This window comes from Mycobacterium sp. NGS15, from assembly GCF_059813245.1.
Genome location: NZ_JCALEF010000003.1, coordinates 505102 through 526245, shown reverse-complemented (window position 1 = coordinate 526245; position 21144 = coordinate 505102). Strand labels below are relative to the sequence as shown.

Sequence of the window (21144 nt, the reverse complement as noted above, 5' to 3'; positions counted from 1 at the left end):
ATTACTACTTGCGGTAGTAATTGTCGGACATTTGTCGAGTTAGGCATTTGGGTAATAGAGCGGGCGCTCTGTTACCCTGCGGGTGTGCCTCGACCGCGCATACATTCCGTCGACGATCTGCTTGATGCCACCGAGCGGATCGCGGTGGGCGAAGGCCCGGCGGCGGTCACGGTGCGGGCGATTTCGCAGGTGACCGGGATCTCCAATGGTGCGATCTACCATGCCTTCGGGTCGCGTGGCGCGATGGTCGGCAGGGCCTGGTTGCGCGCCGCGGAACGGTTTCTCGTCATGCAACGTGAGGCCGTCGATGGAGCGTTCGCGGCGGGTGCGCCGGTCCGTGTCGCCGCGGTGAACGCCGTCGTGGCGGCCGCCGACACCCCTGCCGTCTTCGCGGAACGTTTCCCCGAATCCTCGCGGCTAGTCCTCGGTGTGCGGCGCGAGGACCTGTTGGGCCCCGATGTCCCTGACGACGTCGCCGACACCATGGCAGGCGTCGACGCCATGCTCGTCGCATTGTTTATTCGATTGTCGCGGGCGCTGTGGGGCCGGGAGGACGGCCGCGCGGTTCAGGTCATCGAGGACTGCATCGTGGGATTGCCGACCGGTCTGCTGCTGCGGGGAGGCCGCCGGTCCGATGCGGCGGCACGCTCACGTCTGGAGGCCGCGGTGCGCGCCATTCTTGCTCTCGAACCACCCCCAGTGCGCCCCAAAACGAAGGACGCCGCAACGAAAGGAAGCACGTGACGACCCCCACCCTCGAACTTCAGGACACCATCGCGGTTCTGAACCTCGGCGCGGATGAGAACCGCTTCTCCCCCGATTGGCTCGATACTGTCGATGGACTGCTCGACGAAGCACTGGCGCACGCCAAGCCACTGGTCACCGTGGGAACCGGAAAGTTCTATTCGAACGGACTCGATCTGGATTGGCTTATGTCCCACGGTGATCGCACGGACTGGTACATCGGCCGTGTGCACGCGCTCTTCAGCCGGGTTCTCACCCTCCCGCTGCCGACCGTCGCCGCGGTCAACGGCCACGCGTTCGGGGCGGGAGCGATGCTTGCCGTCGCCCACGACTACCGGGTGATGCGATCTGACCGTGGGTACCTATGCTTCCCGGAGGTTGATATCAACATCCCGTTCACCCCTGGAATGGCGAGCCTCATCCAGGCCAAGGTGACCCCGCAGACAGCGGTCACCGCGATGACGACCGGGCACCGGTACGGTGGAGACGCCGCCGTTGCTGCCGGTCTGGCCGACCGGACTGCGGACGAAGGTGAAGTACTCAGTGTCGCAGTCGATCTGATCAGACCGCTGGCCGGCAAGAACAGCGGAACGCTGGGCACCATCAAGACCACCATGTTCGCCGCGACCACCGCTGCCCTGACGGCGTAAGGCGGCTTTACTGAGGAGGAATGACCGGTGGGCGGCACACGTTGCCCACCGGATCCCACCACCATCCGTCATCGCAGTTCAACGGCGTTGTCGCTACCGCTGGTCGGCAGGTGTTGGCCACCGGGTCCCACCATCCGTCCGGACAGTTGGGCACCATGGGATCTGTCGAGCCGTTGGCCGGCGCGATGCCGGAGACGACGGCGAGCGGCAACAGCGTTCCAGCGGCGACGATCATCAATCGGCGGGTGAGCAAATTCATCTGGACCACCTCCGTTATGGGTAGAGCGGATCGTGTGAGCCTACCCGGCAAGAGGTGTGCGAAACCTCGGCGCCAGTACCCGTCTCGCGGCAACGTCCAGGGCGTATCCGAGCACGCCGATCACCAGAATGACGGCCACCACCTGGTCATAGGCCAGCTGATCGCGTGCATTGAGGATTTGATAGCCCACACCGGATCGCACGCCCAGCATTTCGGCGGGAACAAGGACGACCCACGCGATACCCAGTGCGATGCGCACCCCAGTCTGGATGCTGCCCCGGATAGCCGGGAGTATCACGGCGGTGAGGAGCTCGATGCGGGTGGCATGAAATGACCGCGCCACATGCAGGTATCCGGGCTCGATGCCGTGCACGCCGGCCGTGGTGTTGATGAGAATCGGCCATATCGCCGCCGCGGCGATGAGGAAAATGACCGGTTGACTGCCGATCCCAAACACGGCCACGGCGATCGGCGTCCACGACAGCGGTGAGATCATCCGCAGAAACTGGATTACGGGACGTGCGGCGCGTTCGGCGGTGGTACTCATGCCCAGCAGCAGACCCGCCGGGACGCCGACCACGGTGGCAACGCAGAGCCCGACCATTAAGCGCCACAAGCTGATTCCAACATCCGGCAGTAAGACACCGCGATTCAGTAGATCGATGACCGCGGGCAGTGCTTTGTCCGGAGCTGTCTGCCGGAGCATCGAATGGGGTTGGCTGAGTACCGAGCTCGCGAGCCACCACAGGGCGGTGCTCGCCGTAAGGGCAAGTGCCGGAGGCCAGATCCTGGGGAGCAGCCGTGGTTTCCGCGGTGCGGCTCCTCCGCCGTGGACGATCGTAGGAGTGCTCTCGACGGTGCTCACAATGCCTGTACCTGTTCTGTTCGGGTGAAATCGGCTGTGATACCGAAGGCCTCCGGTCCCCCGTACGAGGTGATCGCCGTGCGGACGAAGGTGTCGTCGACGAGGTCATCGTGTAGCCGCGCTGGATCCAGCCGGTCAAGGAATCCGCGGTCGCCGTCGACGACGGTGTCGTGCATCGACTCGACCAACCGCTGCGTAAAGCTTCGATAGGGAAACGGCTGGAAGCCAAGGCGCTGTGGGTACCAATCCGGATGCTTCAGCGGGTATGGCGGATTCGGGTAGGTCAATGCCGTCTGCACCGCCGCCACCGGCTGCGGCAGGTACCTTCCGCCGCCAAGCGTGCTTGCCGCCGACTTCCTGTCTTCATTGATTCGCAGCTGAGCCGCCACCACCGCGTCGGTGACACCCTGCAAGGCCGACGCGCGGCCGGCAATCACATCATCGCGCGTCACGAGGACACAGCAGGCATGGTCGCGCCACACGTCGCCGAGAAACGTGTGTATCCGTCCGATCTTCTTGATCTGTGCGATGGCGTTGAACGGATCGGCGACGACATATCCCCCGATAGATCGATTGGCCAGCGCCGGCACCATATCGGAGGGGCTCATCACGACGAGCTCTACGGTGCGCCGGCTGCGGGATGCGGTGCTCCGAATCACCGGCCGTAACCCGTGGCTGCGCAACAGCTCTTGCAAGACAATGTTATGAATCGACCACCAGAATGGAATGGCCACCTGCGTGCCCGCAAGATCGTCCACGTGTTGGATATCGGGAGCCACGGTGAGCGCCGATCCGTTGGTGTGGTTCCACCCGAGCACGCGTACGCCCTCCCCCAGCACCTGTCGGAGCTGAATCGCCATGGGCATCAGCAGATGCGCCACATCGATCTGCCGTGCCATAAATGCCTCGGCCAACGCGGCCCAGCTGCGGAACAACACCGGTTTGGTGGCGCTTACGGCACCGGCCGGATACATCCCCGCCGCGTGAGCGAGGAGCAACGGTGCTGCGTCGGTGATCGGTAGATATCCGATGCGCAATTGGGAGGTAGTGTTCGAGGCGTCGGACGCGGCGGCGCGAATCAGTCCAGCACCACCGAAAAGTCCTGCTGTGGTGGTTATTCCAGCGGCTCCCGCAAGCACGGACCGCCGCGAGATAATGCCGCTCACTCGGTCCCCGTCTCCGCCGGGTGATACTGGGCAAGGATTTCTTGACGTATCCGGCCACGCCGCTGCGCGGCGCTGCTGTCGAGCGTCCACTCTTGGCGTATCCGCCCGTTGTTGCCCAAGAGGACCACCCTGTGCGCGAGCCTCAATGCTTCATCGACGTCATGGGTCACCAGGATGACTGTGACGGCCAGCTCGGCGGCCAGATCTGCCAGCCAGGACTGTAGGTCCGCTCGCGTGGCGGGATCCAGTGCGCTGAACGGTTCATCCAGCAGCAATAACCGTGGCCGGGTCGCCACCGCGCGCAGAATCGAGACACGTTGGGCCTGACCGCCGGACAATTGACCGGGATAGCGGTCCGAGAGCCGCCGTATTCCGAAACGCCCGACCAAGTCTTCCACGTAGGCGTCGTCGAAGCCGCTGCGGTGCGCCGCGAATCGCTTGGCGAACGCGATGTTCTCCGCGACGGTGAGCCACGGCATCAGCAAGGCGTCCTGGAACACGACGCCCGTCCGTGGTCGCTCGCCGTCCGATGCCCAAACGACGGTTCCGCTGCTGAGTTCTTCCAAACCTGCGAGTACGCGCAACAGCGTGGACTTGCCACTTCCGCTTGGGCCCAGGACGGCCACGAACTCGCCGGATGTCACGTGGACATCGATCTCACGGAAGGCGGCCGTTGCCCCGAAAAACCTGGTGCCGCTTGTTATTCGTACCGCTTCAGTTCCCACCGCAGCTGTCCTTCCGAAGGTGATTGAATGGGCAGGAAGGCGGCCTCGCGAAACCGCCGGTTCGCCGAGGTTCCCAGCGCGTAGCCGGCACCGCCGGTCAAGGTGACCTCCAACCGCGACGCCTGACCGGCGAGGCCGGCGGCGTCGAGCCGGAGTCGGAGAAGCTCGGCGATGCTCGGATCGAATGGTTCGGCCGCAAAGGTGTAGAGACGATCTCGCAGTGCATGATTCCGCTGCAGGAGCGCGTCCAGTTCGGCGGTGAACTGTCCGGTGAGCTCGCCACGCGCGGATTGCGCGCCGTGAAGTGCCGCGCCGCTGACTCCTACACAGAAGGCGGTCTGGAGCAGGAGAAAAGCCGGTCGGATTCGGGCGACGAAGCCTCGCAGGTCTGTGCTGATGACGTTCTCGGCAGGAACATGGAGATTGTCCAGTTGCAGAGATGTGGAGGCCGTGGCGGTCAATGCCATCAGGTTCGGTGGTGGCTCGATACGTATCCCGTCCGCGGTGACGTCGACCGCCACCACGAAGGTGGCTCCGTCCGCCGTGCAGGCGGGTAGCACCATCAACGCATCGGGGAACACGTTGGAAGCCCATCGGATCGGGCCGGTGATCCGTAGGCCGTTGGGATGTGTCGTGGCGCGCAGCGGCACCTCCCCCAACCCCGCAACCTGTTTGAGCCCGGCCGCCATCGCGGTGACTCCGGGGCGGCTCCCTGCCATCAGTGCGGGCAGATGTGCGGCACGAAAATCCTGCGGGGCCAGGCTCACATATTCGATGGTCATGCGATGTGCCCATGCCGAGAAGCCCACTGCCAGACTGCTTGTGGCTATCCGTTCGATCACCCGCACCATGGATGCGAGGTCAGCACCGGCAAGACCCGCGTCGAACAGGCCCGCTGCGCCCAAGGCGGCGATATCGGCTCGTACGTCAGTCTCATCCGCGTCCAGAGCGGCCGCGCGAGCGGCCACCTGGGCACCGACGCGTTCCAGGGCCGCGTCGATGCGCTTGGCCACGACCGCCGTCATAGCGAAATATCTCCCAGCCCGTGCAGTCTGTCGACCGGGGTGTCGACGGCCTTGCGGGCCCGGAGCACGGCCTCCTCGTCAGGCGCGTCGTAGAAGCACAGGCACTTGTCCATGTCTTCACGGACGTAGGTGCGCAGGAAGCTAACTTCGGGCACGTCGGCGTACTTTGGCGCCTTGGTCTTCTTGCGTGCCAGATACGTCTGCATATCCAGATCCGCGGGTAGATCCCACTCCACCAGGTACCCGGCGGCAGGTCGCGCGGACTTCAGCTGGTCGAGGTCGGCACCGACAAGACGAACCGGGTGCGGCCCCGAAACCGTCTCGACGCGCAGGGAATCCGCATCCAACCGCGTCGCGTCGCCCGTGAACTCGGCGATGACGAAGATGCGACGGGTCTCGCGTGTCACCTGCGCTTCGATCAAGTCGCCGCCACCGCGATGGACTCGCCCATCGATGTCCTTGAGAAGTTGTGTGGCATCGGTCCTATCGGCAGGGGCAAGGGCGATCTCGTAGAGGTGCAGCGTCACGTCATTCTTCCTAACTTCGGTGGGCGGCTTCGATGTGCGACAGTTCCATGGACAGACCGGTCTGTCTACGTAGGCCAGGTGGGCTACCCTGCTCTCATGAGTCCCACGACAGCACATTCGGCCGCCGAAGCCGCCTTGGCTCCGCGTGTGCTCGCACCTGCTGATCGACTGCTTCGCGCCGCCGCAGATCTCTTTGCAGTGCAGGGAATTCGAGCGGTGGGAATCGACCAGATCCTGCGCGAGGCCGGAGTTGCCAAAGCGAGTCTGTACAGCAGCTACGGCTCCAAGGATGCACTTATCGTCGCCTACCTCGAAGAATTGGATCAGCGTGATCGCAACCGCTGGACTGCGGCGGTCGCCACACAGCGCGATCCGATTGCAAAGATCCTGGCATTCTTTGATCTGGCCGCCGCTGCCGCGAAGACCAGAGACTTCCGCGGATGTCTGTATGCCAATGCCGCCACCGAATTCCCCGGAACGGAATGGGAACCGGTGCGAACGCATCGTGCGTGGTTTCGTGCGACCGTGACAGCACTGCTGCGCGAGGCCGGGCTATCACGCCCGGACGGCATCGCCCAACGAGTGCAGCTGTTCTACGACGGTGCGCTCACCGCGTCCAAGATGGAGAAATCTGTGGCGCCGATAACGCTGGCGCGCAAACTCGCTCGTGAATCGATCGGTTAGAGGGCAGGATTCTGGTTGGATGGGCCGTATGACTGAGGATGTCAGAGTGGTCTCGGCGAGTCGCGAGGTGGATGCCCCGGCGGCGGTGATCTTCGAGCTCATCGCGGATGCCGCACGGCAGCGTGAATGGGATGGCAACGAGAATCTTGCCGAGGCCGCCCCCGGACAACGTGTTCACGGTGTGGGTGATGTATTCGTGATGACCCTCACCAACGGTGCCGTTCGCGACAACCACATCGTGGAGTTCGAGGAGGCGCGCAGGATAGCGTGGTTGCCCTCGGAGGTGAGCAAGAAACCGCCTGGTCACCTGTGGCGATGGGAACTGGAGCCGCTTGGCGACGGCCGTACCCGGGTGACCCATACGTATGACTGGACGAATCTCACCGACGAGAAGAGGCTGCCCCGGGCTCGTAATACCACGGCGGAGCGGCTGCAGGACTCGGTGGACAGGCTCGCGGCACTCGCCGAGTCACCCGCTTAGCCTCGGCCCAATAATCCGGGTTTCAAGCCCTTGACCTCAAGTTCACTTGAGGCTGAAGACTGGGCTTCATGACAACGACGACATCGAATGTGCGCCAGATTCGATCAGATCTGTGGGAGACACGCAGAGACAGTCCATTCCCCGGGTTGACCACCCACGCCTACCTGTGGACCCGTCCCGGCGGGAACGTGCTGTTCTACTGTCCCGCCACCGAGGCCGACTTCGAGGCGATCGCAGAGCTGGGCGGGGTGGCCCACCAGTACCTGTCGCATCAGGACGAGGCCGGACCCATGCTCTCCGTCGTTAAACGGCGGTTCGGGTCTCGACTGCACGCATCCGCTCATGAGCGGAAAGAGATTGGTGAGCACGCGGAACTCGATGTTGCCATCGACGAACGTCACGTGGACGACAATGGTGTAGAGGCCATCCCCACGCCGGGGCATTCCGCCGGCAGCACAAGCTATCTGGTGACGGGTGCGGACGGCGACAAGTACCTCTTCACCGGGGACACCATGTTCCCCACCGAGGGTGGCGCGTGGTCCACCTTCCTGGTCCCCGGGCGCGGCAGTGCCGATGAGTTGTCGAGGAGCCTGGAACTGCTGGGCAGCCTAGACCCGGACATCGTCATCTCGAGCGCCTACGGCGGGAACTCCGCGGTGTATGAGCTTCCGGAAGGCCGTTGGCGCGCGTTCATCGCACAGGCGCGGCAGAGTGTGCGGCGCGATTAGGGGCGAACAGCCTGCGTGAACCCGAACACTCCGTTCGGATCGTAGGCCGAAGCAATATGTCGCAGCCGCGCCAGGTTATCCCCGTAATAGGCCGCGGCCCAATCGGGCAGCCGGGGATCGATGTAGTTCACGTAGGCGGCGGTGCCGCAGATCTCCCCGAGCCGATCACGTGCCTCGTCCACGCGGCGATATGCGGCGGAGGGCTCTGCGCCGACTCCGTGGTAGATCTGGATGGATGCGGCCGCCTGCCGATGGGGGAAGGCGGTGGCGTTGGCGGAAACTCGGCGCACGGCACCTCCGAGGCTGTCGACGACGAAGGTGAGCCCGTGGTCGCCGACCAGGAGTGCCTCAATTTCGGCGGTGTCGATCGCTGCGTGCGGGACCATCCGGGAGGACGCCACAAACGCCTCGCGCTGCAGCTGCCCCGTCCCGGTGCCGGTCCATGCTGGATGACACTGAGCCACAGTCAGCGTGGAGCATCCACCCATGAATTTCATGGCATCGAGAAAGGTCATGCCGGTGACGAATTGATCAGATGGGCCGATGCCGATTGCACTGCGGAGAGCATCGACCAGGGCACGTGGACTGTCGGCCTTGCCGATACATCCCACGATCCGGCATTGCGGTGCGGCACCGGCCACGGCGTGCAGTGTTGTCCACAGTTCATCGGGTGCATCGTCCATGAACAGCAGCCACCGGTGCATGATCGCGGCCATGTCTCCCGGCGCGTAGTCGAGCGTGAACACCGTAAGTTCGGTTGCCTCGGCGGTATCGAAGGTGAACTCCGTAGCAATGCAGAAGTTTCCGCCGCCAACCCCGCGGATGGCCCAGAACAGTTCGGGTTCGGAGTCTGATGACAGCACTCGGATTCTGCCGTCGGCGGTCACCACACGAGCGGATATCAGTTGGTCACAGGTGAGCCCGAACTTGCGGGTGAGAACCCCTACGCCGCCCCCGAGGGTCAGCCCGGCGATGCCGACGGTCGGACAGGAGCCGCCGGCGAGCATCCGACCTGCCGACCCGACGCCGGCGTAGACATCGATCAGGCGCGCGCCGGTTCCGACCCTGGCTTGTGTCCCGGTCACCGAGACCGCTGCCATCCGCCCGAGATCTACCACCAGGCCGTCGTTCGGGACGCAGTACCCGGCATAACTGTGGCCGCCACTGCGGGCCGCAATGGGTATCCCGGTGCCAGACGCGAACTCCACGCAACGCGCTACATCCTGTTCGGAGGTGCAAAAGGCCACCGCGCCAGGTTGATTCACGTCGAAGAGTGGATTGAACGTCCGCGCGGCCTCGTCCGAACCGGCCTCCCCGCGTATCGTCAGAGTGCCGGATAGCCTGCGGCGCAGATCTTCCCATCGAGGGATAAGCGGTACATCTACTGAGTGTTTTGGTGCACACCCGGTGATCGCCGCTGCGCCAAGTGACAAGACCGCCCCCGCAGATAGCACAGTGCGCCTGGTGAACAGCGCGGGTGTGCGCGGGCGATCCGGTTGGGGGTCCATCACTGCTCCCGTCGGCCACTATCGGGTGGATACCCCATCTTGTCGCCTAAGGCCGGCGTGCGATGGGCGCAACGGTAGATTGGCCCATATGACGGTGAGCCCGGCACCCGATCCGGTGGCCGACATAGCGCTCAGCCCGACCGGGCCCCAGGTAGGAGCCTTCTTCGACCTCGACGGCACTCTCGTGGCCGGATTCACCCCGACGGCACACGCCCGTGATCGGATGCGCCGTGGCCAGGCCAGCATCGGCGAAGTGCTCGGCGTGCTGGAGGCTACGTTCCGGTACAAGCTGGGCCGCATGGAGTTCGAGCGTTTGGTGGTGCGCGCCGCAGGATATCTGCGTGGCGACTCATTGGCCGAACTCGAAGCCGTCGGCGAACGAATCTTCCACCAGCACAATGCCTCGATGATCTATCCGCAGATGTGCGAGCGCGTGCGGGCGCATCAGGAGCAGGGCCACACCGTGATGCTGAGCTCTTCGGCGCTGACCATTCACGCCGAACCGGTAGCGCGTCATCTCGGCATTACCCACGTGCTGTGTAATCACTTTGACCTCGACGATCATGGGCTCCTCACGGGTGATATTCGCAAACCCATCGTGTGGGGACGCAACAAAGCGACCGCGGTCAAACTGTTCTGTGAGTCCAATGGTATTGATTTGCAAAGCAGTTACTTCTATGCGGACGGCGAGGAGGATATCGATCTCATGTCACTTGTCGGTGCGCCCTGCCCGGTCAACCCGCGCGGCCGGCTCGCCGTCATGGCATCGAAACAAGGCTGGCCGGTCCTGCGGTTGGACGATCCGAGGCCTCACGGCGTGAGCTCGTCGGTGCGCAGGCTCGCCGGGTTGATTCGCCGATAGGCGCGGATCATGGCAGGACGCTATGTGGCATTGGGAAGTTCGATGGCGGCCGGACCGGGAATCCGGCCGCGTGCGCCCGGCTCACCCCGGCTGGCTGGACGTTCGGCACGCAACTATCCACACCTCGTTGCCGAACGCACGGGATATCAGCTGGTCGATGTCACCTATTCGGGTGCGACTACGGCACATATCCTGACCGACCGGCAGAACGGTGCTGCACCGCAGATCGCTGCACTCGATGGCACCGAGAAGCTGGTGACAGTGACGATCGGCGGTAACGATGTCGGTTATGTCCCGTTCTTGCTGGCCGCGTGCCTGCCGCGCATCCTGCGTGCCCTGCCTGTGGTCGGAGGCAGGTTGATCGACATGCTCGACACCGGCAAGCGGGATGCGGCCCTGGCGGACGTGGGTGAATCTCTACGCACAACGGGTGAGCAGGTGCGGAACCGCGCACCGCTGGCCCGGGTGATCTTCGTCGATTACCTCACGCTATTGCCACCCGAAGGTGAGCTCGCGCCGCCCTATACCCAGGCCCAGACCGCCAGCGCACGTCGCATCGCGGCGGAACTGGCGGCGGCCACCGCGGCCGCAGCCCACGCCACCGGCTGCGAGATCGTGCACGCGTCGACGGTGAGCGCTGGCCATCACGCCTGGTCGGCGCGACCCTGGACTACCCGTCCCGGATTCCCGTGGCCGTGGTGCCCGGCTCCGCTGCACCCGAACGCGGACGGCATGACTGCCGTGTCAGATCTGATCGTGGCCGTATTGGACGGCGCGTCTAATGACTGAGGTTGCGGTGTGACCCGTCGGCCGCATTGCGATACTTGATTCTGTGCGCACAACTTCCCTGCTCATGGTTCCCGTCTCCGCCCTTGCGATCGGAGTCGGATTGGCCGGCCCGGCGTCGGCTGTTGCGCCCCCGCCGGATGGGACGTACCGGATGATCGAGGAAGGGCTCGGTGAGGTTTCCTGGACGCTGTCCGCGGTCTGCGTGCAGGCCTCAGGCACCCGCATCCAGTCCGACTACACCGACCCCACCATTCAGGCCGACGGCTGCATTCTCACCGTCACCAGTGCGACACCCGACATCCTCAAGCACAACGACCGACTGCAGAACTACTCCACCCCGGCCAAGCTGGTCGACGACCAATGGACGTTTCTGCACGCGCGGCCGCAGGGCATGACCTGTCCGGACGGGACCTTCGCGCCCACCCAGGAGAAGTACGTCTTCAACGACGAGACCCTTACCGGGGTGCACACCACGATCCACAGCGCGGTATGCGGCGGTCAGCCGGGGATGACGAAGAAGCCCTTCAGCCTGCAGTTCGTGAAACCTCTCGACGTGCCCGTCGATCGGTTCCCGCAATACTGTGATGGGTTCGCCCACTGCTGGTGATCGGTCAGGGCAGCAACGGCACCCGCCAGAGGGGCACGCCCGGGTCGATGGCCCACAGCCGCGTCATCGTCAGCCGCGTGATCAGTATCGCTCCCCGGATCATCACCGCGGCGAGCGGTAATTCCGCGACGACTGCGGCCAGGATCGCCCATCGCAGCTCCGCGGGGCCGGCCGTCATCACGTCGAACCACGCGTCGCAGATCAGCAGCACACCGGTGGTAAACGCGGTCAGCACCAGCAACTGGCGACGCAGCAGACCTAACACGGCGGTCGCCGCCATGAATGTCACCAGCAAGAGATCGAAGCCGACCCACGTCGCCGTCCACCGCTGTGCCACATAGTTTTCCGGCAGCGTGAACGCCAGGTAGGTGATCCATGGAATCAATGCGATCGAACCGCCGATCATCAAACCCAGTCGCAGCGCGCGAAATCGCGCCAGATTCGGGGGTGCCACCTCGCTGAGCGGGCGTTCCAGCCGCTGGATCAGGTCGCGTCGCTCCTCGGCGGAGAGCGCCGCGATCGTCTCGTCCGATAGATAACTCTCGGTCATGTCCAGCTTCCTCCCAGGAAACCTCATCACAATGTCAGCGTGCCACCGACTACGCCGATGCCGCCTCCGGCGCCGACTCCTATTCCACAGCTGCCTGCCAACGACTTCCATCAGTACAGCCACGGGATTTCGGCCCTCGGTGGCTGGTTTCCCCTAGTCGTACAGGTGCTAGCCGTCGTCATCTTGCTGGTGGTCATCGGATGGCGCACCCGCCGGTGGCGCCTGCTGTGGGTGCCCGTGAGCGTAGCCGCAGGCACGGCGGGTGCGTTTGCGGCGTGGATGTACATGAACTCCGAAGGGCTGGCATCTGATCCGGCGCCCTTCAAATTATGGATATGGATCGGCGTGTTCGTCACGTCCGTCGCGGTTGCCGTCATCGGCTTCCGGAGTGCGCACTGGTGGCGTCGTGGTGTATCCGTGTTGGCCATCCCGCTGACCCTGCTCGCGGCACTCGTCGCGCTCAACGGCTGGGTGGGCTACTACCCCACCGTGCAGGCAGCGTGGGGTGCGGTCTCTGCGGGTCCTCTGCCCAACGAGGTCGGAATCAGTGAGCTTGCGGGTCTGCGTAATTCGAATCCCGGTACCGGAAAGCTTGTCGACGTCGACATCCCCGGCGACGCAAGCGGCTTCAAGCATCGAGGCGAATACGTCTATCTCCCTCCGGCCTGGTTCGCGGGCGATACGCCGCCGCGGCTGCCGGTGGTGATGATGATCGCCGGTGAGTTCAATACTCCGGCCGATTGGATTCGCACGGGTAACGCCACCCGGATGATCGACGACTATGCCAATTCCCACGGTGGACAAGCGCCGATATTCGTCTTCGTGGACGTTGCGGGAAGTTTCAACAACGACACCGAATGTGTCAACGGCCCACGTGGCAACGCGGCCGATCACCTCACCGAAGATGTTCGTCCCTATGTGGTCTCGGAGTTCGACGGGTCGGCTGATCCGGCCAACTGGGCGGTTCTCGGATGGTCGATGGGCGGCACCTGCGCCATTGACCTGACGGTCATGCATCCGGAGCTGTTTTCCACATTCGTCGATATCGCCGGCGACCACGGTCCCACCGCCGGAACCAAGCAACAGACGATAGAGCGGTTGTATGGCGGTGATGCTGCCCGATGGGACGCCTTCGATCCGCGCACCGTCATGGCCAAACATGGTCCGTATACCGGCGTCACGGGCTGGTTCGAGGACGCGATACCTCCGGCGGACAGCAAAAAGCCAAGTGGTGTAAAGCGCCCAACGGCCGACACCCCGACGGGGGTCGGTGGGCATGACGATGTGACGGACAATGATCGGGACGGTGCCGCCGCGGATCTGTGTGCAGCGGCGCAACAGGTTCAGATCTCCTGCACCATCCACCAGATGATCAGCGGGCATACCTGGCAGTTCGCCAGTCGAACGTTCTCGGACGCACTGCCATGGCTGGTGGCGCAGCTCCACACCCCGGGAAGCCGCTGAGAACCTACGCCACGCCGGCCCGGTTCCGCAGCGACTCCAGAAGCACCTGCCACCACTCGCCGTGGCGGCGCAGGAACAGTCCGTCGGGAAAGGTATGGCGGGCAACATGGTCCTGCGGAACCGACTCCCAGCCGAGATGTTCGACTGTCACCCGGGTTTCGTCACTGATCGGTTCAAACCGCACCTCGACGGTCGTCATCTGATCTTCGGTGAAGCTGTCCTGACGCCAGGTCAGGCCCAGTCTCCGCCCGGGTTCCCACGTCGTGATCCTGCCGATTTCGAACTCGGTGCCGTCCTGGTATGACTCGACGAAGCGGCCGCCGAGCCCCGGTTCGATCGCGAGGGCGCCGCGGCGCCGAGTGAATCGGAACAGTGTGTTGGGCTGCCACCAGATTCCGATGTCGTTGACGAATACCTCGAATGCGCGCTCCGGGGTGGCGCGTACCCGAAGCGACACCAGCACGCGTGACGCCATCACTTTTGCTCTCGCTCGATGTGATCCTTGAATGCCAACAGTTGTGTGGCCCAGAGCTTCTCGACCTCGCCGAGCCATGTCTTCAGTTCTGCCATGGGAGCGGGCCGCAATGTGTAGATGCGTACTCGCGCGTCGAATTCGGGGTGAGATTCCTCGACCAGCTCGCTGGCCTTGAGCGTCCGCAGGTGCCTGCTGAGCGCTGCGGGGCTCAGGCCGACGGCTTGTGCGATCTCGCCCGCGCGGCATGGTCGATCCCTCAGCACCTCGACGATCCTGCGTCGATTGGGATCGGCCAGCGCGGTGAGTGTGCGATCTATGCTCGCGAGTTCCGGAGAGGGCCGGGTCAAACCCAGCCCTCGATGTTCAGACCGCTCGCTTTTTCCGCATCCTCGCGTGAGACGGTCCGCACCGGCTGACCGAAGGTCCAGACGTGCCCCTCGGGATCCTGCGCGCGGTACACCCGATCGCCGTAGAACTGGTCGGCCGGGCGCATCAAGATCTTGGCCCCGGCCGCCTCGGCCTGCTCGCAGTGCGCGTCGATATCGCTGTCAATCTGAACATGGATCGTTTGCGTACACCTGCCGCCGACCGTCTTGGGGCTGGCCACGCTGGTGTCCCATTCAGATCCGACCATGAGATAGCTATCCCCGAAACGCATCTCGGAATGTTCAAGCTTGCCGTCGTTGTCGGTGATGACCATGGACCGTTCGAAACCAAAGGCTTTCTCCAGCCAGTCAAGGGCTGCCGACGGGTCCTGGTAGACGACCGCCGAGGCCAAGCTAGGACGTGTGCTCATGGTTGATATTTAACGCCTGCGTTGAATATCTGTCAATGGCCGCGCGAGCGGCAGATGCTCCCCTGCTCGCGCAAAGGATCGCTAGGGATTGACCTTGGAGATGACACGCTCGGCGAAGCTCTCCAGATTCTTGATCTTGGTGTCCAGCGGCTCGGTGTCCGGCCCGACGATGTACGGGATGCGGAAGCCGACGATGACATCGGTTACGCCCTTGTCCTCCAGGCGCTTCACGCCATCGACGGTGAACCCGTCGATGGAAATGACATGGATCTCAAACGGCTTATCGGCGCTTCCATCCTCCCCGCGGAACCGGTTGAGCTTGGCGAGCAGCTCGTCCAGATCCTCGGTGCCGCCACCATGCATCCAGCCATCGCAGCGTGCGGCGCGGCGCAATGCGGCGTCGGCGTGTCCACCGATGAGGATCGGAATGGGCTGGGTGGGCGCGGGGCGCATCTTGGTCTTGGGAATGTCGTAGAACTCACCGTGGAACTCGAAGTAGTCACCGGTAGTGAGCCCTTGAATGATCTCGATGCACTCGTCCATGCGCTTACCGCGTTTGGCGAACGGCACGTTCATGAGCTCGTAGTCCTCTGGCCATGGGCTGGTACCCACGCCGAGGCCAAGGCGGTTACCGGTCAGTGTGGCGATGGACGATGCCTGCTTGGCCACCAGCGCAGGCGGCCGGATCGGCAATTTGAGCACGAAGATGTTGAAGCGCAGCGTCGAGGTCACCGCGCCGAGCGCCGCGGTGAGCGTCAATGCCTCGATGAACGGTTTGTCTTCCAGGAATTCGCGGTTCCCGTCGGGCGTGTACGGATACTTCGCATCCGACTCATAGGGATACGCCAGGCTGTCGGCAATGGTCATGCCGTCGTATCCCGCCGCCTCGGCGGCTTGCGCCAAGGGGATGTAGTACGACGTGTCGGTCATCGCCTCGGCGAAGGTGAACCGCATAGATTCCTCCTGGAGTGCCCGGGAAAGCGCATTGCGCTCTCGATACTACGCACTCTAGCGGTTGCGAAATCTGAACTCGCATATTGGTTTTACGGGGTCAGGGGTTCTTCTCGTCGGCGCTCGCGATCGCGAAAAACAGTGCGGGAATGAGGATTTCAACGGCGAGCATGACGATCCAAAACGGGTGGGGCTGTCCCCGGTCGATCAGCGAGGCCACCCGGCCAAGCCCGCCCGCCAGCAGACCCGCGGCGAGGAAGCGGATCGCGATGCCGGGAATAGGCGACCGGCGGGCCACCCAGATCCAGGCCGCGCCGTACACGGCGAACAGCCCGGCGAAGAACCGCTCCTGGCTGTCGGTGCTGGCGGTAATGTCACCCCCGCCGAATACCGTCGCGGCTCCGCCGGCGACGTGATAGAGGCCGATGGCCAGGCAGATCACACCGGTCAGGATCGCCAGATACTTCAGCACTTTGCTCATCACTGCGTCCTCCGCGTCGCCCGCACTTGATAGAACGTTCTAGTGAGGACCGTACAATGCGACGAAGCCGGATACAAGGCCCCGAAAGGACCCACCATGCCCGCCGACACCCGCGACCGCATCGTCGCCGCCACCTGCGAGTTGTTCCGTCGGCAGGGGATGGCTGGTACCGGCCTTAAGCAGATCGCGCTGAGCGCGGGTGCACCCTTCGGATCGATCTACCACTTCTTTCCCGGGGGCAAGGTGCAACTTGCCGACGAGGTGATTCGGACCGCTGGGGGGATGTATCGAGATCTGGTGCTGGCGATCTTCGATCAGGGTGGCCCCGACCTGCCGGCCACCATCCGTACCGCGTTCGCTGCCGCGGCCGACAATCTCATCGCGACCGACTATGCCGACGCCTGCCCCATCGCCACCATCGCCCTCGAAGTGGCTAGTACCGATGACCTTCTGCGTCGTGCCACCGCCGACGTCTTCACGGACTGGATTGATCGGGGTGCCGAACGTATCGCCGGATCAGGTCTGCCGTATGAGGTGCGCCGGCGCCTCATGCTGGGATTCATCACCAGTCTGGAGGGTGCGTTCGTGTTGAGCCGGGCGCTGCGCAGCCCGGAGCCGCTACTGGCGGCGGGTGAGACGGCCGCGGCTGCGGCCTCGGCCGCGCTCATCACTGAGGGTGCGCCGCCGGAATAAAGCGGACCACGGTCCGGTTGACGGGTATAAGAACACTCACAGGAGGTTTGCATGCCAGCCATTACCGTGTCGCCAACGGACGCCCTGACTCTGCCGCGCATCCCCGTGCCCGAGCCCTCCGATACCGAACGTCCGGTGCGATCCGTCACCAGCGGGCCCCGTGGATACGAGGGCGAAGGCTTCCCCGTTGTGCGCGCCTTCAGCGGAGTGCCGTCCGCCGAGTTGGACCCATTCATACACATGGACCAAATGGGTGAGGTCGAATATGAACCGGGCGAGCCGCGCGGAACGGATTGGCATCCGCATCGCGGCTTCGAAACCGTCACCTACATGATCGACGGGAAGTTCGCTCATCAGGACTCCCATGGTGGAGGCGGGCTCATTCACGACGGGGCCACCCAGTGGATGACCGCTGGGTCGGGAATCTTGCATATCGAAACTCCCCCAGCCGAATTGGTGGAGAGTGGTGGAATCTTCCACGGCATCCAGCTCTGGGTCAACCTGCCGGCCCGCGACAAGTTCCTGACTCCGGCCTATCAGGCCATCGAGGGAGAGCAAAACACGCTGGTGAGTTCGCCCGATGGCGGCGCGCTGGTGCGGATCATTGCCGGAGACATCGGGCCGCTTCATGGTCCGGGCAACACGCATACGCCAATCACCCTGGCGCATGCGACGATCCATCCCGGCGCACGGCTGAACGTGCCCTGGAATCGGGAGTTCAACGCGCTCGTCTACGTTCTGTCCGGACGTGGCACAGTGGGCGCATTGGGCCACCCGATCGAGCAGGGGCAGCTCGCCGTGCTGGGCCCCGGCGACCGGATCACGGTGCAGGCCAAGGCGGATCAGGACGGTAACCGCCCGGCATTGGAAGTGCTGCTACTTGGCGGCCGCCCCATCCGTGAGCGTATCGTGGCCTACGGGCCATTCGTGATGAACACCAAGGCCGAGTTGATTCAGGCGGTCGAGGACTATCAGGCGGGCAGGTTCGGCGCTATTCCTCCGAATGCGCTGATGCCGCACGTCGTGCGCTAACCACGGAGCGCCTATCGCCGGAATGCCCGGCGGTAGGCGCTCGGCGTTGTCGCGGTGACCTTGCGCAGATGCGTCCGCATGGCTGTCACGCTGCCAAACCCGCATTGTGCGGCAATGGATTCCATGGTCATGTCGGTGTTCTCCAGCAATTCGCGAGCGCGGGTGGCGCGCTGTACATCGAGCCACCGCTTGGGCGTTGTGCCGACTTCCTCCCCGAAGCGCCGGTTGAACGTGCGCAGGCTCAGATGCGCGTGCCGCGCCAGTGCCGACACATCGTCGACATCGGCGAGACGCTCGGAGGCCCAGCTCAGGGTGGGTCCGAGGCCGCTGGAATCGTGGAAGGTCTTGGTCGGCGGGATGAACTGCGCCTGGCCGCCATCGCGATGCGGCGCCATGACGTTCCATCTGGCCATATCCGATGCCGCGGCCGCCCCCAGCTCGCGTCGCACCACATGTAGGCACAAGTCCATGCCTGCAGAGAGCCCCGCAGAGGTGAGGATGTCCCCGTCGTCCACGTACAGCGCATCGGGCCGCAGATCGACCTGCGGATAGAGCGCGCGCATGTCATCGCAGTACTCCCAGTGTGTCGTAGCGGGGCGCCCATCCAGCAGGCCCGCGGCCGCGAGAACGAATGCGCCCAGGCAGATACTGAAAATCACCGCGCCGCGTTGGTGCGCGCTCGTCAGAGCGTTCAACACATCGTCCGGTGGCGGATAGTCGTGCGGGGCCCGTGCGGGAACGACAACGATATCGGCGGTATCCAGCGCATCAATGCCGTGTTCTACTTCGAGATTGAAACCGTCTGGTGTCCAGACACTTCCGGGTCGGTGGCCACAGGTCACCAAATCGAAACCGTCCGGTTGGCCTGATCGCCCCGGGCCCCTGCGGAACATCTGCACGGCACACGCCAGGTCGTAGGTGATGACGCCATCGAGCGCGAGTGCCGCCACCGTCTTGGTACCCATGGCCCACTATGGCATAAATCCAAGCATCTATGGCATTCATGCCACTGGTTGTTTCGATCCCACCGGCCTTGACTGAGGCAATGACGATCGAATTGGACTGGCACTGGGCGACGAGCACCGGCGGCGCGGTCTCGACGGCCCAGCGACGGGCACTGTTGGGGCGCTTGTTTCGCGCGTTGCCCGCAATGGTCGGCGATGCCGTCAAGACGAAGATCGGCCGGCGTGGGCAGGGGCGAGCGGAATTCGGGCCGATCGCGGTACCCGATTCCGCGCTAGCGCGTGCCGCCGAGCAGGAGGCGCGTGACTCGGTCACACCGCATGTGCTCGAACACTCTTATCGCACCTACTTTTTCGGAAAAGCGCTAGCCGCGTTCGACGGTGTACAGGTCGACGACGAGCTGGTGTACATCGCGAGCCTGTTGCACGATCTGCAACTTGAGCACCCGACGCCCGGCCGGTGCTTTGCCGTGGTTGGCGGTGAGCGCGCCACCCAGTTCGTCAGGGATCATGGGGCCTCCGAGGACCGCGCACAGGCGGTGGGCGCTGCGATCGCTGCGCATATCACCCTCGGGGCCAGTGAAAACCTCGCAGATCCCGGCGGGTTCGTGTCGGCCGGGGCGGGAACCGATGTCTTTGGTCTGCGGCTGTCGGACCTCGACGCCGCATGGGTGGACGAGCTGCTGGGGCGGCATCCGCGGCGGGAATTCAAGCGGCACATGCTCAACGCCTGGGCGGCCGAGAGCGCCGCGGTACCGAAGGGCCGCGCGGCATGGCTGACCCGCTATGCGGCGTTTCCGCTGCTGGTCAAGGCAGCCCCGTTTGACGAGTAGGGCTACCGCTGCAGCAATCGGCGCAACAGATGCAACGCGACAGTGGTGGAACGCTCACGAATCTGGTCGCGGTTTCCGGGGATGACGACGCGGAGGTCGGCCTTCTCCCCCGTCGCGGTCTTCACGCAGAAGCACACCGTGCCCACCGGCTTCTCCGTCGTTCCACCGCCAGGACCCGCTACACCTGTCGTGGATATCGCGATATCGGCACTGAGCGCCTTCAACGCGCCGTCCGCCATGGCCTCGGCGACCTGCGGAGACACCGCGCCGTGGTCGGCGAGCAACTGCGGATCCACATGCAGCTGGCCAATTTTCACATCGTTCGCGTAGCTGATGACTCCGCCCAGAAAGTACTCCGAGGAGCCCGGAACATCAGCGATCCGTGCCCCCAACAGCCCCGCCGTGCACGATTCCGCCACGGCCAGGCGCCTTCCGCGCAGCAGCCCGGCCACCAGTTGGTCGACGGTCGAACCGTCGAAGGAGAACAGCGCCGCGCCGTGCCGGGCCCGGATGAACTCGTAGAAGCGGTCCCAAAGATGCTGGGCAGAGGCCTCGAATCGGGTAACCACTTCCACCTCGCTGCGTCGCAGGCAGGTGGTGATCTCCAGTGCGGCAAGGTCTCCCAGCGCGCTTTCCGCGAGACGCAGTGTCTCGGCGATATCGGGCTCGGTGATTCCGTACAGACGCAGCGTGGTCTGCTCAATGGCCGTGGCATCCTCACCGAGGAGCTCCAGGAAGGGCTCGGTCTCGATGGCCGACGGCCACATGCGCTGAAGCTCATGTGGGGGCCCGGGCAGCACCACGATGAGAACGTCACCCGTGCTCATGATCGCGCCCGGTGCGGTGCCGACCGGGTCAAGTACCTCTCCCCGCGCCGGCACGAGTGCTTGTTTGGCGATGCCGACGCGCAGCGCCTCCCAGTCCACGTTCTCCCACCGGTTCGCCATCGGCCGCAGCCGATCCATGATGGCCTCTTCCAGGGCGGCATCGAAAACAAGTGTGGTACTGGCAAATTCAGCCACAGTCGGAAGTGTCATGTCGTCGGCCGTGGGCCCCAGGCCGCCGGATGTGACGATGAGGTCCACGCCTTGATCGGCGAGAAACTGCAGTTGTGCCGTCAGATCCTCTTTGCGGTCTCCACACACGCAGATATGTGCGACATCGATGCCCACCTCCCGTAGGTGTTCGGAAAGCCACGGACCATTCGCATCGGCCACCCGTCCGGTGAGGACCTCCGTGCCCGTGACGACGATTCCCGCTCGCAACATGTCAGCAGCCTAGGCCGGT

Annotated in this window: 27 protein-coding genes; 12 read left to right on the top strand and 15 right to left on the bottom strand. The window is 64.2% G+C overall.

Annotated features, from left to right (window positions below):
• Nucleotides 1-84 precede the first annotated feature (84 nt).
• Together AC5Y5C_RS10235 and AC5Y5C_RS10230 are read left to right on the top strand one after the other, a co-directional pair.
• Nucleotides 85-744: a TetR family transcriptional regulator gene (locus AC5Y5C_RS10235; RefSeq protein ID WP_499971474.1), complete on the top strand. Its 660-nt coding sequence runs from the start codon at nucleotides 85-87 to the stop codon at nucleotides 742-744.
• Nucleotides 741-1394, top strand: coding sequence for an enoyl-CoA hydratase-related protein (locus AC5Y5C_RS10230; RefSeq protein WP_499971473.1), 654 nt, complete (start codon nucleotides 741-743; stop codon nucleotides 1392-1394). The genes AC5Y5C_RS10235 and AC5Y5C_RS10230 overlap by 4 nt, the downstream gene beginning before the upstream one ends.
• Before the next feature lie 7 nt (nucleotides 1395-1401).
• On the opposite strand, the gene AC5Y5C_RS10225 is transcribed toward AC5Y5C_RS10230, so the two are convergent.
• From AC5Y5C_RS10225 to AC5Y5C_RS10200, 6 genes are read right to left on the bottom strand one after another with little or no spacing between them, the layout of a single operon-like run.
• Nucleotides 1402-1653: a hypothetical protein gene (locus tag AC5Y5C_RS10225; RefSeq protein ID WP_499971471.1), complete on the bottom strand. Its 252-nt coding sequence runs from the start codon at nucleotides 1651-1653 to the stop codon at nucleotides 1402-1404.
• 40 nt (nucleotides 1654-1693) lie between these two features.
• Nucleotides 1694-2518, bottom strand: coding sequence for an ABC transporter permease (locus AC5Y5C_RS10220; protein WP_499971469.1), 825 nt, complete (start codon nucleotides 2516-2518; stop codon nucleotides 1694-1696).
• Complete coding sequence (locus AC5Y5C_RS10215) at nucleotides 2515-3657, bottom strand: ABC transporter substrate-binding protein (protein WP_499971866.1); 1143 nt, start codon at nucleotides 3655-3657, stop codon at nucleotides 2515-2517. The genes AC5Y5C_RS10220 and AC5Y5C_RS10215 overlap by 4 nt, the downstream gene beginning before the upstream one ends.
• 23 nt (nucleotides 3658-3680) lie before the next feature.
• Nucleotides 3681-4409, bottom strand: coding sequence for an ABC transporter ATP-binding protein (locus tag AC5Y5C_RS10210; protein ID WP_499971467.1), 729 nt, complete (start codon nucleotides 4407-4409; stop codon nucleotides 3681-3683).
• Nucleotides 4385-5434 carry an acyl-CoA dehydrogenase family protein gene (locus AC5Y5C_RS10205; protein WP_499971465.1) on the bottom strand — a complete coding sequence of 350 codons (1050 nt, stop codon included), beginning with the start codon at nucleotides 5432-5434 and terminating at the stop codon, nucleotides 4385-4387. Before AC5Y5C_RS10205 ends, AC5Y5C_RS10210 begins: the two co-directional genes overlap by 25 nt.
• Nucleotides 5431-5961, bottom strand: coding sequence for a DUF4242 domain-containing protein (locus AC5Y5C_RS10200; protein ID WP_499971463.1), 531 nt, complete (start codon nucleotides 5959-5961; stop codon nucleotides 5431-5433). Before AC5Y5C_RS10200 ends, AC5Y5C_RS10205 begins: the two co-directional genes overlap by 4 nt.
• 96 nt (nucleotides 5962-6057) lie before the next feature.
• Between AC5Y5C_RS10200 and AC5Y5C_RS10195 the strand changes: the two genes are divergently transcribed.
• From AC5Y5C_RS10195 to AC5Y5C_RS10185, 3 genes are all read left to right on the top strand, one after another.
• On the top strand, nucleotides 6058-6645 hold the full coding sequence (locus tag AC5Y5C_RS10195) for a TetR/AcrR family transcriptional regulator (protein ID WP_499971461.1): 588 nt from the start codon (nucleotides 6058-6060) through the stop codon (nucleotides 6643-6645).
• Nucleotides 6646-6673: 28 nt separating this feature from the next.
• Nucleotides 6674-7126, top strand: coding sequence for an SRPBCC family protein (locus AC5Y5C_RS10190; RefSeq protein WP_499971459.1), 453 nt, complete (start codon nucleotides 6674-6676; stop codon nucleotides 7124-7126).
• A gap of 68 nt (nucleotides 7127-7194) precedes the next feature.
• Nucleotides 7195-7854 carry an MBL fold metallo-hydrolase gene (locus AC5Y5C_RS10185; protein WP_499971457.1) on the top strand — a complete coding sequence of 220 codons (660 nt, stop codon included), beginning with the start codon at nucleotides 7195-7197 and terminating at the stop codon, nucleotides 7852-7854.
• Here the strand turns inward: AC5Y5C_RS10185 and AC5Y5C_RS10180 are convergent.
• The gene (locus AC5Y5C_RS10180; RefSeq protein WP_499971455.1) at nucleotides 7851-9362 is read right to left on the bottom strand and encodes an FAD-binding oxidoreductase; all 1512 of its coding nucleotides are present in this window, start codon (nucleotides 9360-9362) and stop codon (nucleotides 7851-7853) included. The genes AC5Y5C_RS10185 and AC5Y5C_RS10180 overlap by 4 nt on opposite strands.
• An 88-nt stretch (nucleotides 9363-9450) precedes the next feature.
• On the opposite strand from AC5Y5C_RS10180, the gene AC5Y5C_RS10175 reads away from it, so the two are divergent.
• Genes AC5Y5C_RS10175 through AC5Y5C_RS10165 form a run of 3 tightly spaced genes read left to right on the top strand, consistent with a single transcriptional unit; the run spans nucleotide 9451 to nucleotide 11620 of the window.
• Nucleotides 9451-10224, top strand: coding sequence for an HAD family hydrolase (locus tag AC5Y5C_RS10175; protein WP_499971453.1), 774 nt, complete (start codon nucleotides 9451-9453; stop codon nucleotides 10222-10224).
• A gap of 9 nt (nucleotides 10225-10233) precedes the next feature.
• On the top strand, nucleotides 10234-11013 hold the full coding sequence (locus AC5Y5C_RS10170; protein WP_499971451.1) for an SGNH/GDSL hydrolase family protein: 780 nt from the start codon (nucleotides 10234-10236) through the stop codon (nucleotides 11011-11013).
• 43 nt (nucleotides 11014-11056) lie between these two features.
• Entirely contained in the window at nucleotides 11057-11620 is a 564-nt protein-coding gene (locus tag AC5Y5C_RS10165; RefSeq protein WP_499971449.1) for a hypothetical protein, read from the top strand.
• Nucleotides 11621-11624: 4 nt separating this feature from the next.
• On the opposite strand, the gene AC5Y5C_RS10160 is transcribed toward AC5Y5C_RS10165, so the two are convergent.
• Nucleotides 11625-12170 carry a hypothetical protein gene (locus tag AC5Y5C_RS10160; RefSeq protein WP_499971448.1) on the bottom strand — a complete coding sequence of 182 codons (546 nt, stop codon included), beginning with the start codon at nucleotides 12168-12170 and terminating at the stop codon, nucleotides 11625-11627.
• Nucleotides 12171-12209: 39 nt separating this feature from the next.
• Here AC5Y5C_RS10160 and AC5Y5C_RS10155 point away from each other — a divergent pair, with 39 nt between their 5' ends.
• Nucleotides 12210-13634 (top strand): alpha/beta hydrolase, encoded by a 1425-nt coding sequence (locus AC5Y5C_RS10155; RefSeq protein ID WP_499971446.1) that lies wholly within the window; start codon nucleotides 12210-12212, stop codon nucleotides 13632-13634.
• Nucleotides 13635-13638: 4 nt separating this feature from the next.
• Here AC5Y5C_RS10155 and AC5Y5C_RS10150 read toward each other — a convergent pair whose 3' ends face one another.
• The 5 genes from AC5Y5C_RS10150 to AC5Y5C_RS10130 form a co-directional block, all read right to left on the bottom strand.
• Nucleotides 13639-14109, bottom strand: coding sequence for an SRPBCC domain-containing protein (locus tag AC5Y5C_RS10150; protein ID WP_499971445.1), 471 nt, complete (start codon nucleotides 14107-14109; stop codon nucleotides 13639-13641).
• Nucleotides 14109-14456, bottom strand: a complete 348-nt coding sequence (locus tag AC5Y5C_RS10145) for an ArsR/SmtB family transcription factor (protein WP_499971444.1) — start codon at nucleotides 14454-14456, stop codon at nucleotides 14109-14111. The genes AC5Y5C_RS10150 and AC5Y5C_RS10145 overlap by 1 nt, the downstream gene beginning before the upstream one ends.
• A complete protein-coding gene (locus tag AC5Y5C_RS10140; protein ID WP_499971442.1) occupies nucleotides 14453-14905 on the bottom strand; it encodes a VOC family protein in 453 nt (150 codons plus the stop codon). Before AC5Y5C_RS10140 ends, AC5Y5C_RS10145 begins: the two co-directional genes overlap by 4 nt.
• 81 nt (nucleotides 14906-14986) lie before the next feature.
• A complete protein-coding gene (locus AC5Y5C_RS10135) occupies nucleotides 14987-15859 on the bottom strand; it encodes an LLM class flavin-dependent oxidoreductase (RefSeq protein WP_499971440.1) in 873 nt (290 codons plus the stop codon).
• Between the two features lie 97 nt (nucleotides 15860-15956).
• Nucleotides 15957-16337 carry a DUF4345 domain-containing protein gene (locus AC5Y5C_RS10130; protein ID WP_499971438.1) on the bottom strand — a complete coding sequence of 127 codons (381 nt, stop codon included), beginning with the start codon at nucleotides 16335-16337 and terminating at the stop codon, nucleotides 15957-15959.
• Between the two features lie 96 nt (nucleotides 16338-16433).
• Here AC5Y5C_RS10130 and AC5Y5C_RS10125 point away from each other — a divergent pair, with 96 nt between their 5' ends.
• Together AC5Y5C_RS10125 and AC5Y5C_RS10120 are read left to right on the top strand one after the other, a co-directional pair.
• Nucleotides 16434-17030, top strand: coding sequence for a TetR/AcrR family transcriptional regulator (locus AC5Y5C_RS10125; RefSeq protein WP_499971436.1), 597 nt, complete (start codon nucleotides 16434-16436; stop codon nucleotides 17028-17030).
• A 51-nt stretch (nucleotides 17031-17081) separates the two neighbouring features.
• Nucleotides 17082-18062 (top strand): pirin family protein, encoded by a 981-nt coding sequence (locus AC5Y5C_RS10120; RefSeq protein WP_499971434.1) that lies wholly within the window; start codon nucleotides 17082-17084, stop codon nucleotides 18060-18062.
• A gap of 11 nt (nucleotides 18063-18073) precedes the next feature.
• On the opposite strand, the gene AC5Y5C_RS10115 is transcribed toward AC5Y5C_RS10120, so the two are convergent.
• Nucleotides 18074-19027 carry a GlxA family transcriptional regulator gene (locus AC5Y5C_RS10115; RefSeq protein WP_499971432.1) on the bottom strand — a complete coding sequence of 318 codons (954 nt, stop codon included), beginning with the start codon at nucleotides 19025-19027 and terminating at the stop codon, nucleotides 18074-18076.
• A 29-nt stretch (nucleotides 19028-19056) separates the two neighbouring features.
• Here AC5Y5C_RS10115 and AC5Y5C_RS10110 point away from each other — a divergent pair, with 29 nt between their 5' ends.
• Complete coding sequence (locus AC5Y5C_RS10110) at nucleotides 19057-19857, top strand: HD domain-containing protein (protein ID WP_499971430.1); 801 nt, start codon at nucleotides 19057-19059, stop codon at nucleotides 19855-19857.
• Nucleotides 19858-19859: 2 nt separating this feature from the next.
• Here AC5Y5C_RS10110 and AC5Y5C_RS10105 read toward each other — a convergent pair whose 3' ends face one another.
• Complete coding sequence (locus tag AC5Y5C_RS10105) at nucleotides 19860-21125, bottom strand: competence/damage-inducible protein A (protein ID WP_499971429.1); 1266 nt, start codon at nucleotides 21123-21125, stop codon at nucleotides 19860-19862.
• Between the last annotated feature and the right edge of the window lie 19 nt (nucleotides 21126-21144).

Bases quoted from the DNA above. Each gene is read 5' to 3' on its own strand.
- AC5Y5C_RS10225 (WP_499971471.1), bottom strand. From the start codon at position 1,653: ATGAATTTGCTCACCCGCCGATTGATGATCGTCGCCGCTGGAACGCTG.
- AC5Y5C_RS10205 (WP_499971465.1), bottom strand. From the start codon at position 5,434: ATGACGGCGGTCGTGGCCAAGCGCATCGACGCGGCCCTGGAACGCGTC.
- AC5Y5C_RS10195 (WP_499971461.1), top strand. From the start codon at position 6,058: ATGAGTCCCACGACAGCACATTCGGCCGCCGAAGCCGCCTTGGCTCCG.
- AC5Y5C_RS10190 (WP_499971459.1), top strand. From the start codon at position 6,674: ATGACTGAGGATGTCAGAGTGGTCTCGGCGAGTCGCGAGGTGGATGCC.
- AC5Y5C_RS10185 (WP_499971457.1), top strand. From the start codon at position 7,195: ATGACAACGACGACATCGAATGTGCGCCAGATTCGATCAGATCTGTGG.
- AC5Y5C_RS10180 (WP_499971455.1), bottom strand. From the start codon at position 9,362: ATGGACCCCCAACCGGATCGCCCGCGCACACCCGCGCTGTTCACCAGG.
- AC5Y5C_RS10175 (WP_499971453.1), top strand. From the start codon at position 9,451: ATGACGGTGAGCCCGGCACCCGATCCGGTGGCCGACATAGCGCTCAGC.
- AC5Y5C_RS10170 (WP_499971451.1), top strand. From the start codon at position 10,234: ATGGCAGGACGCTATGTGGCATTGGGAAGTTCGATGGCGGCCGGACCG.
- AC5Y5C_RS10160 (WP_499971448.1), bottom strand. From the start codon at position 12,170: ATGACCGAGAGTTATCTATCGGACGAGACGATCGCGGCGCTCTCCGCC.
- AC5Y5C_RS10150 (WP_499971445.1), bottom strand. From the start codon at position 14,109: ATGGCGTCACGCGTGCTGGTGTCGCTTCGGGTACGCGCCACCCCGGAG.
- AC5Y5C_RS10140 (WP_499971442.1), bottom strand. From the start codon at position 14,905: ATGAGCACACGTCCTAGCTTGGCCTCGGCGGTCGTCTACCAGGACCCG.
- AC5Y5C_RS10135 (WP_499971440.1), bottom strand. From the start codon at position 15,859: ATGCGGTTCACCTTCGCCGAGGCGATGACCGACACGTCGTACTACATC.
- AC5Y5C_RS10130 (WP_499971438.1), bottom strand. From the start codon at position 16,337: ATGAGCAAAGTGCTGAAGTATCTGGCGATCCTGACCGGTGTGATCTGC.
- AC5Y5C_RS10125 (WP_499971436.1), top strand. From the start codon at position 16,434: ATGCCCGCCGACACCCGCGACCGCATCGTCGCCGCCACCTGCGAGTTG.
- AC5Y5C_RS10120 (WP_499971434.1), top strand. From the start codon at position 17,082: ATGCCAGCCATTACCGTGTCGCCAACGGACGCCCTGACTCTGCCGCGC.
- AC5Y5C_RS10115 (WP_499971432.1), bottom strand. From the start codon at position 19,027: ATGGGTACCAAGACGGTGGCGGCACTCGCGCTCGATGGCGTCATCACC.
- AC5Y5C_RS10110 (WP_499971430.1), top strand. From the start codon at position 19,057: ATGGCATTCATGCCACTGGTTGTTTCGATCCCACCGGCCTTGACTGAG.
- AC5Y5C_RS10105 (WP_499971429.1), bottom strand. From the start codon at position 21,125: ATGTTGCGAGCGGGAATCGTCGTCACGGGCACGGAGGTCCTCACCGGA.